At 63.3% G+C, this 16,661-nt stretch carries 17 protein-coding genes and 1 pseudogene; 4 read left to right on the forward strand and 14 right to left on the reverse strand.

The features are described from left to right. Positions 1-204: 204 nt before the first annotated feature. The 3 genes from HHL24_RS05140 to HHL24_RS05150 all read right to left on the reverse strand — a co-directional run bounded on the left by HHL24_RS05140 (position 205) and on the right by HHL24_RS05150 (position 3,103). Complete coding sequence (locus HHL24_RS05140; RefSeq protein WP_169484371.1) at positions 205-1,164, reverse strand: sugar ABC transporter substrate-binding protein; 960 nt, start codon at positions 1,162-1,164, stop codon at positions 205-207. Positions 1,165-1,453: 289 nt separating this feature from the next. After that, the gene (corA, locus tag HHL24_RS05145; protein WP_169484372.1) at positions 1,454-2,431 is read right to left on the reverse strand and encodes a magnesium/cobalt transporter CorA; all 978 of its coding nucleotides are present in this window, start codon (positions 2,429-2,431) and stop codon (positions 1,454-1,456) included. A 231-nt stretch (positions 2,432-2,662) separates the two neighbouring features. Beyond that, positions 2,663-3,103 carry a hypothetical protein gene (locus HHL24_RS05150; protein WP_169484374.1) on the reverse strand — a complete coding sequence of 147 codons (441 nt, stop codon included), beginning with the start codon at positions 3,101-3,103 and terminating at the stop codon, positions 2,663-2,665. A gap of 273 nt (positions 3,104-3,376) precedes the next feature. Between HHL24_RS05150 and cydX the strand changes: the two genes are divergently transcribed. Together cydX and HHL24_RS05160 are read left to right on the forward strand one after the other, a co-directional pair. Continuing rightward, the gene (gene cydX, locus HHL24_RS05155) at positions 3,377-3,526 is read left to right on the forward strand and encodes a cytochrome bd-I oxidase subunit CydX (protein ID WP_169484445.1); all 150 of its coding nucleotides are present in this window, start codon (positions 3,377-3,379) and stop codon (positions 3,524-3,526) included. Beyond that, positions 3,523-4,143: an AAA family ATPase gene (locus HHL24_RS05160; RefSeq protein ID WP_169484376.1), complete on the forward strand. Its 621-nt coding sequence runs from the start codon at positions 3,523-3,525 to the stop codon at positions 4,141-4,143. Before cydX ends, HHL24_RS05160 begins: the two co-directional genes overlap by 4 nt. Positions 4,144-4,325: 182 nt before the next feature. Here the strand turns inward: HHL24_RS05160 and HHL24_RS05165 are convergent, their stop codons facing one another. The 3 genes from HHL24_RS05165 to HHL24_RS05175 all read right to left on the reverse strand — a co-directional run bounded on the left by HHL24_RS05165 (position 4,326) and on the right by HHL24_RS05175 (position 7,161). Next, on the reverse strand, positions 4,326-5,423 hold the full coding sequence (locus HHL24_RS05165; protein ID WP_169484377.1) for a saccharopine dehydrogenase family protein: 1,098 nt from the start codon (positions 5,421-5,423) through the stop codon (positions 4,326-4,328). A 223-nt stretch (positions 5,424-5,646) separates the two neighbouring features. After that, complete coding sequence (locus HHL24_RS05170) at positions 5,647-6,105, reverse strand: Lrp/AsnC family transcriptional regulator (protein WP_169484379.1); 459 nt, start codon at positions 6,103-6,105, stop codon at positions 5,647-5,649. A 171-nt stretch (positions 6,106-6,276) separates the two neighbouring features. Continuing rightward, positions 6,277-7,161 carry a LysR substrate-binding domain-containing protein gene (locus HHL24_RS05175; RefSeq protein ID WP_169484381.1) on the reverse strand — a complete coding sequence of 295 codons (885 nt, stop codon included), beginning with the start codon at positions 7,159-7,161 and terminating at the stop codon, positions 6,277-6,279. Between the two features lie 186 nt (positions 7,162-7,347). Between HHL24_RS05175 and HHL24_RS05180 the strand changes: the two are divergent. Together HHL24_RS05180 and HHL24_RS05185 are read left to right on the forward strand one after the other, a co-directional pair. Then, positions 7,348-7,861, forward strand: a pseudogene (locus HHL24_RS05180) (Spy/CpxP family protein refolding chaperone). 364 nt (positions 7,862-8,225) lie between these two features. Further along, a complete protein-coding gene (locus HHL24_RS05185; RefSeq protein WP_169484383.1) occupies positions 8,226-8,663 on the forward strand; it encodes a PGDYG domain-containing protein in 438 nt (145 codons plus the stop codon). 1 nt (position 8,664) lies between these two features. Here the strand turns inward: HHL24_RS05185 and HHL24_RS05190 are convergent, their stop codons facing one another. The 8 genes from HHL24_RS05190 to HHL24_RS05225 all read right to left on the reverse strand — a co-directional run bounded on the left by HHL24_RS05190 (position 8,665) and on the right by HHL24_RS05225 (position 16,648). Continuing rightward, positions 8,665-9,033, reverse strand: coding sequence for a DUF3022 domain-containing protein (locus HHL24_RS05190; RefSeq protein ID WP_169484384.1), 369 nt, complete (start codon positions 9,031-9,033; stop codon positions 8,665-8,667). A 100-nt stretch (positions 9,034-9,133) separates the two neighbouring features. Further along, on the reverse strand, positions 9,134-9,943 hold the full coding sequence (locus HHL24_RS05195; protein WP_169484385.1) for a YhfC family intramembrane metalloprotease: 810 nt from the start codon (positions 9,941-9,943) through the stop codon (positions 9,134-9,136). A gap of 60 nt (positions 9,944-10,003) precedes the next feature. Beyond that, a complete protein-coding gene (locus HHL24_RS05200; protein WP_169484387.1) occupies positions 10,004-11,296 on the reverse strand; it encodes a LacI family DNA-binding transcriptional regulator in 1,293 nt (430 codons plus the stop codon). Next, entirely contained in the window at positions 11,293-12,258 is a 966-nt protein-coding gene (locus tag HHL24_RS05205) for a 2-hydroxyacid dehydrogenase (protein WP_169484388.1), read from the reverse strand. The genes HHL24_RS05200 and HHL24_RS05205 overlap by 4 nt, the downstream gene beginning before the upstream one ends. 3 nt (positions 12,259-12,261) lie before the next feature. Beyond that, positions 12,262-13,557, reverse strand: a complete 1,296-nt coding sequence (locus HHL24_RS05210) for an MFS transporter (RefSeq protein WP_169484390.1) — start codon at positions 13,555-13,557, stop codon at positions 12,262-12,264. 185 nt (positions 13,558-13,742) lie between these two features. Next, positions 13,743-14,726 (reverse strand): sugar kinase, encoded by a 984-nt coding sequence (locus tag HHL24_RS05215; RefSeq protein WP_169484392.1) that lies wholly within the window; start codon positions 14,724-14,726, stop codon positions 13,743-13,745. Positions 14,727-14,768: 42 nt separating this feature from the next. Further along, on the reverse strand, positions 14,769-15,542 hold the full coding sequence (locus HHL24_RS05220; protein ID WP_169484393.1) for a sugar phosphate isomerase/epimerase family protein: 774 nt from the start codon (positions 15,540-15,542) through the stop codon (positions 14,769-14,771). A gap of 176 nt (positions 15,543-15,718) precedes the next feature. After that, the gene (locus HHL24_RS05225; RefSeq protein ID WP_169484394.1) at positions 15,719-16,648 is read right to left on the reverse strand and encodes a LysR family transcriptional regulator; all 930 of its coding nucleotides are present in this window, start codon (positions 16,646-16,648) and stop codon (positions 15,719-15,721) included. Positions 16,649-16,661 lie beyond the last annotated feature (13 nt).

Consider the following 16,661-nt stretch of genomic DNA (forward strand, 5'->3'; position numbering starts at 1 on the left):
TGCGCCATCGCATGGCGCTTACCTCTGGAATTAACGGCGGCGCAGCAGGTTTCTTGAGCGTTTATTGAATTGGCGCGGATTCGCGTGTTTTTTCCACGCATTCAGCATGCAATGGCGTGAGCGCGAACCCGCGTGCCTGGGCTTGTTACGGTGCTTCTGGCAGTGCTTCTTGCTTTGCGTGTTCCGGTACTGACTGCCCGACGCTTACTTGGTCACGAGGTCGCACGGCGTTTCCACCACGCCAGACAACTGCGACTGCTTCTTGTGCTCGTTGATCGCCTTCAGCGCGGTGTCGATACCGAACACAGCCTGCTTGGCGGCGTACTGGTCGGCGGTGGCGAGGACACGGCCATCCTTCAGCATCGGCCTGATTGCGCCGATGTTGTCGTAGCCGACCACCAGCACCTTGCCCTGTTTGCCTGCCGCCCGCACGGCCGAGACCGCGCCGATTGCCATATTGTCGTTGCCGGCCAGAAGCGCCTTCAGGTTCGGATACTCATTGAGCATGGCCGACGCCACTGCGTTGCCCTTGTCGATTTCCCATTCGCCCGATTGCACCGACACGACCTTGGCGCCGACGGTCTGCATGGCATCCTTGAAGCCCGCGGTGCGTTGTTGCGCGTTGGTGGTAGTCGACACGCCTTCGATGATGCCGACTTCATCGCCCGCCTTCAGCTTTTTGGCCAGATAGTCGCCGACCTTCTGGGCGCCCTTGCGGTTATCCGGGCCGACGAACGGCACGTTCAGGTCTTTCGACTTGAGCACGTCCGGGTCGAGGCGGTTGTCGATGTTCACGACAATGATGCCCGCGTCGACGGCCTTCTTGACGACCGGCACCAGCGCCTTCGAATCAGCTGGGGCCAGCACGATCGCATCGACCTTCGAAACGATCATCTGTTCGACGATACGGATCTGGTTCGCGGTGTCGGTCTCGTCCTTGATGCCGTTGGTGATCAGGTCGAACTGGGAGGAATTGTGTTTCTGGTAGTCCTTCGCACCGGTTTCCATGGTGAGGAAGAACTCGTTCGCGAGCGACTTCATGACCAGCGCAACCTTCGGCTTATGGGCGGCCCCGCTTTGCGCATAAGCGGAAGAAAACGGCAAAGCGGCGGCGGTGACGAAAACTGCGGCCGCCAGCATGCGGCGGCGAATGCGATGGCTCATGCACATCTCCAGGGTCTGTCGGGCTCGCGGTCGAGCCGTATTTTTAGTTGTGAGCAAACGTTTGCGGGGCCTATTCTCAGCGTGCCCGGTTCGGACTGTCAACGATTCGCGGTGTTGCGGTGCACCGGTTGGCAGATTTGCCGCCAGCTGCAAGCTCAGCGGCCGGCGGGCCGTCTATGCTGGACTTTTATTGCGCACGGTGCAAGCGGGAACAACGCGTGGCGATGGGGGCGTGGCGCGCCGAACGTGCTGCATGCGCCTCTCCGGCTATTCGGCGGCTAACGGTCTGTTAAAGCCAGCCGGCCTTGCGGAAGCGCCAGTACAGGACCAGATCCACGGTCAGCATCACGGCCAGACAGATTGGATAGCCGAACTTGTAGTGCAGCTCGGGGATGCTCTGGAAGTTCATCCCGTAGATGCCGGCGATCATGGTCGGCACCGCGAACAATGCGGCGAACGAGCCAAGCCGCTTGGTCACCTCGCTTTCGGCGAGCGAGATCATCCCCAGATTGACCTGCACCGCGGTAACGATCATTTCGCGCCGGCCGTCGATGGTTCTGACGATCCGCTCGAGATGGTCGTAGACGTCGCGAAAGTAAGCCTGCATGCCTTCGCAGATGCTCGGAATGCGGCCGCCGGTCAATTTGCCGATCGCTTCCTGCAGTGGTGCTATATGGTGCTGCAGGATCACGAGACGGCGTTTCAACGAGTACAGATCCTCGATGATCGCGCGCGACGCGGCCGAATTATTGCGCTCGAAGATGCGGTCTTCGAGCGCTTCGATCTCGGTGTTCATCGCCTCGACGATCGGAAAATAACGATCGACGATGTCGTCGGCCAGCGCGTACAGCACAAACGCCGAGCCCTCCTTGAGCAATTGCGGCTCGCGCTCGCAACGGGCGCGAACGTTCTGGAAGCCGGCGCGCGTGCCGCGGCGCACCGACAACACATAGTTGTGCCCCACGAACACGTCGACCTCGCCGATCAGCAGTTCGCCCTCTTCGTCCATTTCCACGGTATGCATGACGGCGAATAACGACTCGCCGTACTCCTCGATTTTCGGGCGCTGATGGCCGTTTTGCGCATCCTCGATCGCGAGTTCGTGCAGACCGAACTCGTGCTTCATCACGGCAAGTTCGTCCGGCCCCGGGTCTTTCAGCGCGACCCAGACGAAGCACTCGGGCCGCGCCACGTAGTCGCTGATGCTATCGATATCGATGTCAGCCAGCTTCCGGCCGTCCTGATAGGCGGCGCAATTGATCAGCATGTTGGATTACCTTGAAAACGGAACAGACCGGCCGGCGTTGCACTGTGCGTAAGCCCGGTGGCGGATCTGCATAAACGAATGCGCGACAGCCGCCATGTTAAGGGCTATGCGTGAGCGTCATGTATCCAATTGTTAAAGCTTGCGCGCGGCGGCGGCCCGCACAGTCCCGCGCAGTTCAAGACTGCCCGCCGCAATCGGGCTTTGTCAGGCTTTGTCAGGCTCTGCCCCGCGCTATCGGGCAACTCTGCGCAAAGCGATGCTGCGATCGTCGCCGAAGGTGACCGACGCGCGGTTCGTATAACGCGTATCGGCCGTGACCGTAAAGCGCATCTCCACGACCGGGTCGAATTGCGTGGAGACACCGATGCGATGCACGCCCGGGCTCAGATAGAAGACCACATGTTCGCCGTTCATCAGATCGGTGACCTGCTCGCCGTCGATATACACCAAGGCATCGCGGAGCCGGACGATCACGTCGCGGGAACGTTCGCGCCGCACGTCCACGGCAACGAGGCCGGTGCCCGGCTGCGTGTAACCGGGCTGGACGATGCGCGCTTGCGGCACCTCCTTGAACGGGACGGGTTCAGCAGGTGTCGAGGCGCAACCGGCGAGCGACGCGATCGCCAGCGCAAGCAGCGCGGCTTTGCAGTGGAAGTGCTGGCGCATCGGCATGCTGGGTCTCCGGTGTGGTTGGTGGTGTTGCTCTTGTTATAGGCGCATTGCGCCATCCTGCCCGAACGGCCAGAGTCCGTGCCCCTCTTGCACCGGACCGCGTTCTTCTTCATGATCGCTGCAAAGCGCCGCGTTGTGGGCGCCGCGCGCTGCGGATTTACCCTCAGAGCCGCCGCGCGCTACCTTTATCTGCCAGCAGGTTTGCTTCCCCGTACCGGCTATGCGCAATGGTTCATCGCCTGCCTCGCCGGACATACGATCAAGGAGACTGCAATGTGGTATTTCACCTGGATTCTCGGCATCGGCGTGGCATTGGGCTTCGGCATCATCAATGTGATGTGGCTGGAAGCCGGCGGCAAGTTCGCGCGCGACCCGCAGCACGCCGCCACCCCGCCCGCCGCCCCCGAGGACACGTCTTCGTGACGCATCTGGTTTTCTTCTGCGGTCACGCAGGCACCGGCAAGACCACCCTGGCGAAGAAACTGATCGGCCCGCTCATGCAGGCAAGCGCCTCGCCCTTCTGCCTGCTCGATAAAGATACGCTGTTCGGCGGCTACAGCGCGGCCGCCATGGCCATGCTGACCGGCGATCCAGACGACCGCGACAGCCCGCTTTTCCTGCAGCACCTGCGCGATCCCGAGTATCGCGGCCTGCTCGATACCGCCCGCGACAATCTCGAACTCGGCATCAGTGCGCTGGTGGTCGGGCCGCTGTCACGTGAAGTGCGCGAGCGGCGCCTCTTCGATCGCGCCTGGCTGGGCGTCGGCGCGGACGTGGCGCTGCGGGTGGTGTGGGTCTACACATCGGAAGAGACGGCGCGCCAGCGTATCGTCGATCGCGGCAATCCGAACGACGCCTACAAACTCGCGCATTGGGACGAGTATCGGCAGCGCCGCTTCGTGCCGAGTGGCGAGATTTGTGAAGATCTGTTGATGTTCGACAACACCGCGCCAACTACTGCCGACTACGAAGCGTTGCTCGCACGGATCGTGGGCAAGCCGCATGCGTCGTCTGCGATGCTGCCGCCGCTGCCTGTGTAGCAGGCTATGTCACAGCCAGTGCAACTGCCTGCATAGCACCGGCGTTTCAAACGCAAAACGCCCCGCGCATGACGGGGCGTTCATAAGGCGGCCTTCTACGAGGCTTTCTTCGTTGCTCGCGGCAGTCACTGCCGCGTCGTCGCACGGCCCTCGGTTTTGAGCCTCAACGCGAAAGTCGCGGCTTACACGGTTGCCATCGCGTCCAGCGACTGCCCTTCGTACAACTGGCCAAAGCGGTTCGCGAGAAAATCGCGCAGCGACACCTGTTCCTGACGCACGAAACCGCTTTGCGGCAGCTTCTGCTCGCGGAACAGATCGAGCACCGCGCACATCGCGCCGGCCGTGGTGATCTGGATCGCGCTCATCGGCACGCCGCACACCGTCTTCGCGAATATCTTGCGGGTAAATACCTCCTGCACCAGTTGACCGTCGCGCATGCCGCTCACCGTGATGAACACCAGCACAACGTCTTGCGCGGTCGAGGGCACCGAACGGCGCATGATGGTCTTGAGCGTATCGCGGTCGCTCGCAAGACGCAGGTCTTCCAGCAGGAACTGCATCAGGTTGCGGTGGCCTGGATAGCGCACCGACTTATAGTCGAGCGATTCGACCCGGCCCGACAGCGTCTCGCATAGGGTACCCAACCCGCCGGACGTATTGAAGGCTTCGTATTCGGTACCGTCGAGCGAGAAGTGTTCGAGGCCTTCGAGCGGCTGCACCCACTGCGTGCGGCTGTCGCGGATCGCTTCGCACGGCTGGCAGTACTCGTTGATCAGGCCGTCGACGCTCCATGTCAGGTTGTACTTCAGCGCGTTGGTCGGGAACTCCGGCAGCGCGCCGACGCGCATCTTGACGTCGCGGATTTCGGTGAAACGGTTCGCCAGTTCATGCGCGGCGATACCGATGAAACCCGGCGCCAGACCGCACTGCGGCATGAAGGCGTGATCGGCGTCGTCGGCGATCGCACGAATCGCGCTGGTCGCGCGCACGTCTTCGGTCAAATCGAAGTAATGGACGCCCGCGCCCTTGGCGGCCGAGGCCACGTTCACCGCCAGGTAATACGGCAGCGCGTTGATGAGCGCGTCGAAGCCTTGAATGGCTGCGCGCAGCACGGCGGCGTCAGCGGAATCGACGCGGCGGGTCGGGATGCCCTGGGCAGCGAGCTTATCGAGCGCATGCTGATCGCGGTCGAACGCGACGACGTCGTAGTCCCCAGTTTCGCGCAACATGTGGGCGATGGTGTGACCGATCAAACCTGCGCCAACGATGGCTACTTTCATGCGCTTCTCCTTGTTCTGTGTGTGCTGTCTCCAGCTTGGAAGTGCGCGGCGCTTTGGCGCTGCGCCCGGCGGGCTGAACCCTTGAGACACAGTTTAGGGAGAAGCAAAAACAGTTCATACGCGCAAAATGCTGCGCTATGACCATGAACTTCGACGTTATGACGATACGATCAGTCGATATGTCGAAAACATGTCAAAACGGCGTAAAAATTGAGCAGCGGGATCACACCATGCCGCGGTCGATCTTGCGCGCAAGAATGATCGACGTGGTGGTTCGCTCCACCCCTTCCAGGCCGCCGATCTCGTCGAGCAGATCGTTGAGGCGATCAGGCGAATCGGCGCGCAGCCACGCAACGTAGTCGAACTCGCCGCTCACGGCGCATAGCAGTTGCACCTCGGGCATCTTGCCGAGACGTTTCTGCACGGACGGCCCATACTTCGGCGCGATGATGATGCCGACGTACGCCTGGATACTCGAGTCGAGTACGTCCTGGCCGAGCCGCACGCTATAGCCGCCGATCACGTTGCTCCGTTCGAGCCGGGCGATCCGGGCGATCACGGTGGTGCGCGCCACATCCAGTTGACGCGCGAGATTGGCAACGCTCTCACGGGCGTTGGCTTGCAGCAGCGCAACGAGGTTGCGGTCGAGGTCGTCGAGTTGGTCGAGGCGCGGAGGTCTCATCGAGGGCGAAAGAAGTTGGTCAGCAGTGGAGCCGATTATCGCGCGTCTTGGGCATCGGGCGGCAAACAGAAGAACCCCGAATCACCGGCAACGCAATGGTGAGCGGCTAACAGCGATCGGGAAGCGGCAAACGCAGCAGAACCAGACAAGACAAGAAGGCAAGCGGCAAGATCACACCCCGAACCGCTCGATCACGAAATCGATGAAGCTAGTGAGCTTCGGTGTGGCGCGGCGGTCGCGTGGGTAGACCAGATGGACGGGCGCGCCTTCTGGCAAATAGTCCTCCAGCACCGACACGAGTTCGCCGCTGGCGATCTCTCTCGCAAGCAGCGCCTCCGGCTGCAGCACCAGCCCGAAGCCGCGCAATGCGGCAACCTTGAGCGCCTGGCCGTTGTTCGCCCGGAACCGTCCGGCGCGCAACTGGTTTTCGTCCGCGGTCTCGCCGCCTAGCCGCCACAAGCCTTCGCGACCCCAATGCAGAAAACCCAGGCATTCGTGCTCCATGAGATCGGCCGGCGTGCGCGGTGTGCCGGCCCGCTCCAGATAGGCCGGCGACGCGCATGCGCGCATCCGGTAAGGCTTCAACGGCCGCGCCACGAAACTGGAATCCGGCAAATGGCCGATTCGCACCGACGCATCGAAGCCCTCTTCCACCAGATCGATCACGCGATTCGACAGATCCAGTTCGAGGCTCACGTCCGGCCAGGTGCTCAGGTAGTCGGTCATCGCCGGCGCAAAGACTTCGACGCCGTACGTCAGCGGCACCGTCACCTTCAGCACCCCGCGCGGCGTGGCGGCCATTGCTTCGGCCAGAGACTCCGCCTGCCTGACGTCCGCCAGAATGCGCTTGCACTGCTCGTAATAGTGCCGGCCGATTTCAGTCAGGCTCTGACGGCGCGTGGTGCGCGTCAGCAGCCGCGTTGCGAGCCGGGTTTCGAGCGAGCGGATATGCTTGCCCACCATCGCCGACGAAATGTCAAATCGCTCGGCCGCCGCCGTGAGACTGCCCGCCTCGACCACTGCGACGAAGATTTCCATGCTGACGAATTTGTCCACCCGCTATTTCCTGTTCGTTTCGGTTGTAAGCGTTTGTCGCACAAGAGCCGCATTGTAGGGATATCGTGATACAAATAGCGCGACGGCGTAGTGGGCAGCCGGCCACCTTGCGTCGCTATGGCGACGCGTGTTGGGCCGCTCGCCATGCTCGCCTCGTCCTAATTCGAACAGACATCAGGAGTTTCGATGAAAAAAGCACTCGTAATGCTGGCCACCGCAGTCACCATGAGCGGCGCGTTCGCACAAACTTCCGCTCCGGCTTCGGCGCCCGGCACCTCGGCCTCGGCACCCGCCGCGAAAGCTGGCCACGAGCGCAATGTCGAAGACCGCATCGCCTACCTGCACACGCAGTTGAAGATCACGTCGGCGCAGGAATCGCAATGGAACGCGTTCGCGGATGTCATGCGCAACAATGGCCAGACGATGGGGCAGTTGTTCCAGCAGCGCAAGGCCGACACGAATCTGTCGGCGCTCGACGACATGAAGCAATACGCGACGATCGCGCAAGCGCATGCGGACGGCATGAAGAAACTGGTCGACGCATTCGATCCGCTGTATAGCAGCTTCTCGCCGGAACAGAAGAAGCTGGCCGACGTGACGTTCCATCAGGGCGGCCCTGACGGCGGCCATCGTCACCATGGTAAGAGCGGCGGCAAGAAGGCGCCGGCCGCTGCCGAGTGATGCGACTGTGAAGCCGTAAGAGATTAGTTACACGGTTGACGGCGCGCGGCGCGGGTTTCCGCGCTGCGCACACGGTTCTTTTGCCTTTGGCGGTGGATATGTCCGGGTGCTTATGGCGCCGGTCTTCGGCTAATCAGCGTGCCACGCCGCGCTTTATGTCTGGATGCGCGCTTCGCAGGCGAACGACCCAGACCGCTCGGTCCCAAGCAGGTCTTCTTGCCGTTCGGTCGGCGAGCGCCGGATCGAGCCTTACATGTTCTCCGCCTTCCCTGCCAATGGCAAAAGAAGCCGATCTTCAAATGCATCTGGCATGATTGCGAGTACGTGGCGTCGAGACGCAAAGTTCCGGCGCGGCGGTCAATCTCTCTACACCCACTCGCTTCATGACCGAACTCAAAAATCTCGATCTGAGTAACGATGCCAACGCCCAGCGCGTCGTCAAAAACGAAACCGTGAGCGTTGAATTCGCCGCCGCCGAAGGCGAACTGATGAGTCTGGAAGGCCCGAATCGCTATGCCCGCGGGGACGCGCTGATCACCGGCTCGACCGGCGACCGCTGGGTCGTCTCGCGCGAACGCTTCGACGCCAAATACCTGCCGGAAGACACTGCCCTCGCTCACGGCGAACCGGGCGCATACCGCAACCGTCCCGCCGTCGTGCTGGCCAAACAGATGAATGAAGCGTTTTCACTGGCCCGCTCAGCGGGTGGCGGCGACGTGCTGCACGGCGCCGCCGGTGACTGGATCATGCAGTACGCCCCTGGCGACTACGGTGTGGTGCAGGCCGCACGCTTCGCGAAGGTCTATCGGCTCGCGGACTGATTTACGCAAACTCGTCGCCGAGATCCACCGTCACATCGCGCGGCACCGCTTCGCCGTTCGCATACTGCTCTTCGAGCGAGCCGATGCTCGCTTCGACATACGCCCTCAGCACCGCGAAACTCCGGCCACGCAGCCGTGCCGGCAACGCGCGATAACGTGCCAACGCCGTCGGCGCAATCACCACGGTCATCACGATACGGCGCGCAGCCGCACCGAAACGCATGGCAACCCAGTGAATCGCCAGGGTCGGCGTGCCGTCTTCACCCGCACGCTGGATGAACTGGGTCTGCTCGGGAAACAGATCGCTGATGACGCGCGCCAATTCCTCGAACTCGGGATTCGCGCAGTCGTATTGGTAAGCTTCTTCCATGAGGTGTGCCGAAAAGATGAGCTTGAACGGTGTACCGAAAGGGTACGCCGAAAGTTAGAGAATCACGGATGGTCTGTGTAACGAGCGGCTCACAACAGACTCACACGGCAACCGCCGGGCGACGGAACGCCCTGAACAGCAAGCCCGCGACAATCACCGCCCCCAGTGCATACACGCCGTCCACCGCGGCGAGCGGCACGAGTTGCGCCTGGAACAACGCAGCCGGCACGTCGACCAGCGCATGCAGCGCAATCGCGAGCGGCAGGATGCCACGCCAGCCCGCCCGCACGCCGCGCCACATCAGCACCGACAAGCCGATCTGGAACACCAGCGCGGCCACCCGTTCGAGCGCGAAAATGCCGGCCGTCTGCGGCGTCAGGCTGGCGAGGATCAGGTGGATGCGCATTATCGAGTCGGTCGGCAGATTGCTCAGGTAGCCGTCCAGCTCGCCACGGTTTTCGAAGACGGCAAACAGGATCCATTGAAGCTGCACCAGCACACCGACCAGCCAGGCCTCCGCGCCGCCGTGGCCGAGGCCGTAGGTCAGCGCTGTGCCGTCACCCGTGCCCGCGGCGGACGCTGACTTCGCTGCCGCGCGCTTGAGCAACAGGCGCATCCCGATGAAACGCCCCACTTCCTCGCAGATACCCGCGGCCAGCGCGCCGTACACCACGAAGGCGAGCGGATTGGACAGGAAGGCGGCGGTCGCTTCATTCCGATGCAGCACGTAGTCATTCAGCGCGCGCTCGATCACCATCGCGAACAGCGCGAACACAGCGACGCCGGTGATTGCGTCGCGCGGGTTCAGCGCGAGCGGCCGGCTCAGACGGCGGTAGATCAGGAACGGTAAGGCGGCGACGAACAGCGTCGCGACGGCGAGGCTCGAGAGGGTAAGCGGTGCAACAACCATGAGTTTCCTTGCGATGACCGGCGCGCACCCGCTGCGCGCCGCAGCCCGAATGATCGCAGATCAGCGCGAAGTTGACGCGCGGACGATCAATTCGCCTGGCAGGAGGCAATCGCGCGCGGTGGTTTGAACCCCTTCGATGCGCTCATGGAGGAACTCGACCGCGCGGTAGCCGATCTCGTAGGTCGGCTGGCGGATCGTAGTGACGCCGGTTAATTCGGCCCATTCGGGATCGTCGATCGACAACAGCGCGACGCGTGCCTGCCAATCCGCGCCATAGCGCGCTTTCAGATGGAGAGCGAGGCACAGCGCAACCGGCGCGTTGGCGGCGAACAAGGCGATGCGTTTGGCTTTACCGGTGGCGCCATCTGTGGCTTTGCAGGTGGCGTTATCTGTGGCTTTACCAGTGGCGTTATCTGCGGCGTTGGCTATGGAGTTGCCTGTCGCGTTATCTGAGGCGCTGCGTGTGGCGTTTTCTGTCGCGTTATCTGTGGCGCTGCGCGCAGCGTTTTCCGTGCTGGTCAAGGCTCCGCCAGAACCGCCAGCGGCATCGATCGCGCGGTCCAGCTCGGCGAGGGCGTGCTCCACGGCTGCTGGCTCCGCAAGGTTCAGCACCAGCGTATGCCCACGCGCACCGCCCTTACCGCCTGCGCCTGCCTCGCCAGTTCTGCCCTCGCCGGCTCTGCCCTCGCCACGCTGGCCGCCCTCGCCGCTCATCACCTCGCGAAACGCCGCCTCGCGCAATTGCCGCGAACTGACTTGCTCGAAGGGCTGCACGACAAACCAGATCTCGTCGAAACCATTGTCGAGCAGATGTCGCGTGCCGAGTTCAGCGGCCGCCCGGTTGTCCAGTCCAACCATGTCGGCGACGAGCCCATCCACCGAACGGTCGACCAGCACCGCCGGGATCCCCCCACCGCCCACCGGCCGCAGAGTTTCCTCGCGTACGCCGAGCGCGTTGACGATCACGCCTTCCACGCGATACGTGGTCAGCAGTTGCAGATAGCGCCGCTCCATTTCGACTTCATTGGCCGCGTGGCAGATCAGCGGCATCAACCCGAGCGCATGGCAAGCGGCCTCCACGCCTTGCAGCACTTCGACGGAATACGGGTTCGTCAGGTCGGCGAGCAGCATGCCGATCAAGCGATTGCGGCCACGCTTCAGGCCGCGCGCCATCTGGTTCGGCTGATAGTCGAGACGCTCGATGGCCGCCTCGATGCGTGCGCGCAATTCCGGCGACAGCACGCTCATCTCGCCATTCAAATAGCGCGAGATGCTGGTCTTGCCCGTGCCGGCTTCGCGCGCGACATCGGTAATCGTCGCGCGACGGGTGACGGCAAGCGGCGTCGCGCTCATGTCTTCAACACTTCGCGGTTGACGATATTGGTCGCGAGCGTCCCCTCGAGCACGGCGACGAGGTTTTCCGCCGCATTGCGCGCCATCGCATGGCGGGTCTCGTGCGTCGCCGAACCGATATGCGGCAGCGCGACCACGTTCGCCATTTTCAGCAGCGGCGAATCGGCCGGCAGCGGTTCGGTCTCGAACACGTCCAGACCCGCGCCGTGAATCGTGCCGTTTTGCAGCGCTTCGATCAGCGCCTGTTCATCGACCGTGGCGCCGCGCGATGCGTTGATCAGGATCGCGCTCTTCTTCATCGACTTGAGTTGCGCCGCGCCGATCATGTGCTTCGTCTCCGGCGTGAGCGGCACCTGCAGACAGACGAAGTCAGCTGTGGCAAGCAACTCCGCCAACTCAACGCGGCGCGCACCGTAGGCCTGTTCCGCCTGCGCGTTCGCACTGCGGTTCGTGTACAGCACCTTCATGTTGAAGCCGAGCGCCGCGCGCCGTGCGACCGCGCCGCCGATCCGTCCCATGCCGACGATGCCAAGCGTCTTGCCCTGCACGTCGACGCCGAAATGCGCGGGTCCGAGGCTTTGCTTCCACTGCCCCGCCTTTACCCACTCCGCGAGTTCGACCACGCGCCGCGCCGACGCGAGGATCAGCGAGAACACCGTATCCGCCGTGGATTCGGTCAGCACGTCCGGTGTGTGCGCGAGCACGATGCCGCGACGCGTGAGGTCGGCCACATCGAACTGGTCGAAGCCCACCGAGATGGTTGACAGCGCTTTCAGCCGGTTTGCGCCTTCGAGCATCGCCGACGTGATTTTCACGCTCGAACCGATGCCGCCGTCCGCGTCCTTCAACGCGGCGACGAATGCGTCGTGCTGCGCGGGGTCGACCTGCACGACTTCCGCATGCTGTTGCAGATACGCGAGCACATCCTCGGGCAGCGACTTCCAGGCGACGATCTTCTTCATCACTTATTTTCCTTGCAACGGTGTAGCGAGCGTGGCGGCCTTGGTCTGCGGCTGCGCTTGTGGCTGCGGTTTGACGATCAACGTCAGAATCACCGCGGCGACCAACGCCACGCTCATGAACGCATAGGATGCCGCGGGCGAACCGGTCGCGCCATTCAGATAGCCGACCACGTACGAGCCGACGAACGAACCAAGCGCCCCCATGCTGTTGATCAGCGCCATCGCACCGCCCGCGACGTTCTTGGGCAGCAGTTCCGGCACGATCGCGAAGAACGGCCCATACGGCGCATACATCGCGCCACCGGCAATCACCAGCAACGCGTACGAAATCCAGAAGTGCGTGGAGCCGAGCGCATACGACGCGGCGAACGCCACCGCGCCGACCAGCAGGAACGGCCACACGAATACTTTGCGGCGGTTGAGTTTATCCGATGCCCACGAAGCCGCAAGCATGGCGATCGTGGCGGCCAGATACGGCAGCGCCGAGAGCCAGCCGGTTTCGACCATGCCAAGCGTCGAACCGTTCTTCAAAATCGACGGCAGCCACAACACGAAGCCATACACGCCGATGCTCCAGCAGAAATACTGCGCGCACAGCTTGATGACCGCGGGCGTGCGGAACGCTTCGCTGTAATTGCGCACCGGCTTGATCGCGGCCTGTTCGGCGCGCAGGGTTTCGGCGAGGTCGTCCTTTTGCTGTTGCGTGAGCCACGACACCTGCTGCGGCTTGTCCCGCACGATGAACCACCAGCAGATGGCCCAGATGATCGCGGGCGCGCCTTCGGCGATGAACATATGGCGCCAACCGAACGAGTGCACCAGATAGCCGGATACCACCGACATCCACAGCACCGTCACCGGATTGCCGAGAATCAGGAAGGTGTTGGCCCGCGAGCGCTCGCTCTTCGTGAACCAGTTGCTGATAAAAATCAGCATGGCGGGCATCACCGCGGCTTCGACGACGCCGAGCACGAAGCGGATCACCATCAGCGAGGGGATATTGCTGACCATGCCGGTTAGCGACGCGCAGCCGCCCCACAGGATCAGGCTCCAGAACACGAGCTTTTTCACGCTGCGTCGTTCTGCGTAAATCGCGCCGGGAAGCTGGAAGAAGAAATAGCCGAGAAAGAACAACGCGCCGATCAGCGACGACAGCCCTTTGCTGATGCCAAGGTCCTGGTTGATGCCGGCGGCCGATGCGAAACCGAAGTTCGCGCGGTCGAGATAAGCAAGGCTGTACGTGATGAATACGATCGGCATGATCGTCCACCAACGGCGAATCGCGAGCGATGAGGTCATGGGAGTCTCCTTTGTCGACCAGAGTTGGTGCAAAGCACTTCCTCGGGTCCCATGCAAGATAGTTGCTAACGGCTTCCCGAAGCAATGATGGGCGGTCATGGGGCGCTGTGCGAGCGCTCTTGCTGTTATCGAGCTAGCTAATGCTGAACGGGCTGGATGCGGCGTCGTGCGTAGCTCACCCGCGCTCAGCCCCCAGTTGCGACGTGCGGCACATCGGCAAGTTCGAGCGCGTCGAGTTCGGCGCGGCTCGGCAGGCCTTCCGAATCGCCGATCACCTGGATCGCCAATGCGCCGATGCGGTTGCCGCGCGCAACCGCTTGCGGCAGTGTCTTGCCTTCGAGCAACGCGCTAACCACGCCGACGGCAAAGCCATCGCCCGCGCCAACTGTATCCACCACCTTCGCGACCGGCTGACCGGCGATCACGGCGGCATCGTCGGCGGTGCGGAAGTACGCGCCTTGCGAGCCGAGCTTGATGATCACGCCGCGCGCGCCCCGATCGAGATAAAACTTTGCAATGTCGTCCGGCTGCGTATGGCCGGTCAGGATCTCGCCTTCGCCGATGCCGGGCAGCACCCAGTCGGCCAATGCGGCGAGCGCATTCAATCCTTCAACCATCGCGGCGCGCGAGGGCCACAGCGTGGGGCGCAGATTCGGGTCGAACGAAATGGTCTTGCCTGCGGCACGCATTTCACGTGCCAGATGGAATGCAAGTTCGCGCGAACTCGCCGAGATTGCCGGCGCCACGCCCGTCAGGTGAAGGTGACGCGCGAGCAGCACGTAATCGGCGGCGTAGTCGGCCAATGATAGGTGGCTCGCCGCCGACCCTTTGCGGAAGTACTCGACTGCCGGATCGCTGCCGTCGTCATTCTTCGACTTCAGCTGGAAACCGGTCGGGTAGCGCTCGTCGGTGGTGACGCAGCGCTGGTCGATGCCTTCTTTCGTCAGTGTATCGCGCACGTACTGGCCGAACGAATCGTTGCCGACCCGGCTCATCCAGCCCACCTTGAAACCCAATCGCGACAGACCGATCGCCACATTCAGATCGGCGCCCGCGACACGCTTGGTGAATTGCCCGACGCCGGCGAGCGCGCCGGTTTCGGCGGCCACGAACATGGCCATCGCTTCGCCGTAGGTGATGACGTCGAGTGCTGCGTGTGTGTTGCTCATGCTTCGCTCCTGCGTGTTCCTTTTTTAGGTCCTACGCGCCGCTTACGCGGCGGCCAGCCACGCGACGTAGTGCGCCGCGTCCGCATCGATACGGTTCGCATCGAACGGAAATTCAATGCCGCGCGGCACGTGCCGCGGCAGCCTGTCGAGCACCGCGGCGAACTGCGTGTCGCCTGCGGCCGGCGCAGCGGGAAAGCGTCGTGCGCCCTCGCCCACCGTCGTCTTGCAATGGATGTATTCGACGTGTGCAGCCAGCGGCCCGGCGGCATCGAGCGGCGCGACACCGCGCCATGCCCAGTTGCCGATGTCGAAGGTCATACCGAGGACATCGGCGTGGCCTTCGCGCGCCAACGCGTCGAACAGGCCGACGAACTGCGCGAGCGAGCCGCCTTCGGCCAGTTGGCCGTTTTCGACGACAAGCCGCACGTTCGCGCCGCGCAGGCGATCGGCAATCGCAGCGCTGTAGGCCTCGGAAGTGAATCCGCCGAGTTGCAGCTTCACGAAGCGCGCACCGAACGCCGTCGCTTCGTCGAGCGCGAGGCGCAGCGCGTCGGCATCGAGGTGTCCGTCGGACGTGTACAGCGACGCGGGCGTCGAATACACCGACCACAAGCCCAATTCCGCGATCGACTTGCCGAGCGCGCTCAGTGCCCGCGGCGCCACATCGGATTCGTCCGCGAACAGTTCGCGGCGCACTTCGAACGCCGCCGCGCCGGCCTGTTTGCTCGCATCGGCCCACTTCAGATGACCGGCCTTGCGGACCGCGTCCATCCCGAATGCGCTTGCGACGATCACCACGTCCACTGCGTCAGTCATGTCGAATTTACTTAAACCTGTCTCAGGATCGGCATTTGGAACCGGTTCCAAACACGTTTCGAAAAAAAGCGCCGAGGCGCTTGCGATACCCGAATAGTGCGCCGAGCGCGGCGTCATGCACCATAGTGGAATTCCCCAGGCGAGCCTGGCACAGGCGTGCTCGGGAAACTCAGTGTTCAAGCTCCATCCACAAGGCACAGCGCGAGGAACTGCTCAACCACGCGCGACGGCGCACTCGCGTGAGGCACCAGAATCGACAGCCGCCGCGTCAGCGGCTCGGGACTCAACGAAAACAGGCACAGCGCGCCGTCCTCATGCCGCATCGACATCGCCGAGACGAAACCGATGCCCATGCCCGCCCGCACCGCCTCCTTGACGCCTTCGACCCCTGCAATCTCCAGCGCCACGCGCATCGGCACGCCGGCCCGGGCAAAGGCCCGCTCGACGATCTGCCGCACGCCCGACCCGGCTTCGCGCAATACCAGCGGATGCGGGCCGAATGCCGCCAGCTCCGCCCGCCCGCCGTTGATGCCCGACCCGCTCTCGATGCCGGACCCGCCCGCGCTGACCGCCTGCGCCAACGGATGCGTGCGCGGCATAATCGCGACGATCTCATCCTCGCGCCACGCATGCACCGCGGTGTCCGGCGGCAGATCCGCACCGACCGGCCCTTCGATCATCGCGATATCGACGGACCCCAGCGCGCCGACGATTTCCGTGGTGTTGCCGTCGGCCGTATGCAGTGTCACGTCGGGATAGCGGCGATGAAAGTCAGCGATCAGGTACGGCAGCAGATAGCTCGCCGGCGTGGTGCTTGCGCCGATGCGCAAGGTGCCTTGCTCGAGGCCGCGCAACGCGTCGCGGTACGCATGCGCCTGCCGCCACGTATCGCGCAGCCGGGTGGCATAGCTGGCGAGTTGCTCACCGGCGGGCGTGAGGCGCACGCCGCGCCCGTCGCGCAGGTAAAGCGGCTCGCCGAATTCGTCCTGTAACTGACGCAATTGTCCGGACACGGCCGGCTGCGATAAATGCAGCGCCACAGCCGCCCGGCTGATGTTGCGATGTTCGGCGACGGCGGCAAACGTTATAAGTTGGTCCGGGGTCATGGCTACTGAAGTA

Source organism: Paraburkholderia polaris, from assembly GCF_012927345.1.
GTDB classification, from domain to species: Bacteria; Pseudomonadota; Gammaproteobacteria; order Burkholderiales; family Burkholderiaceae; genus Paraburkholderia; species Paraburkholderia polaris.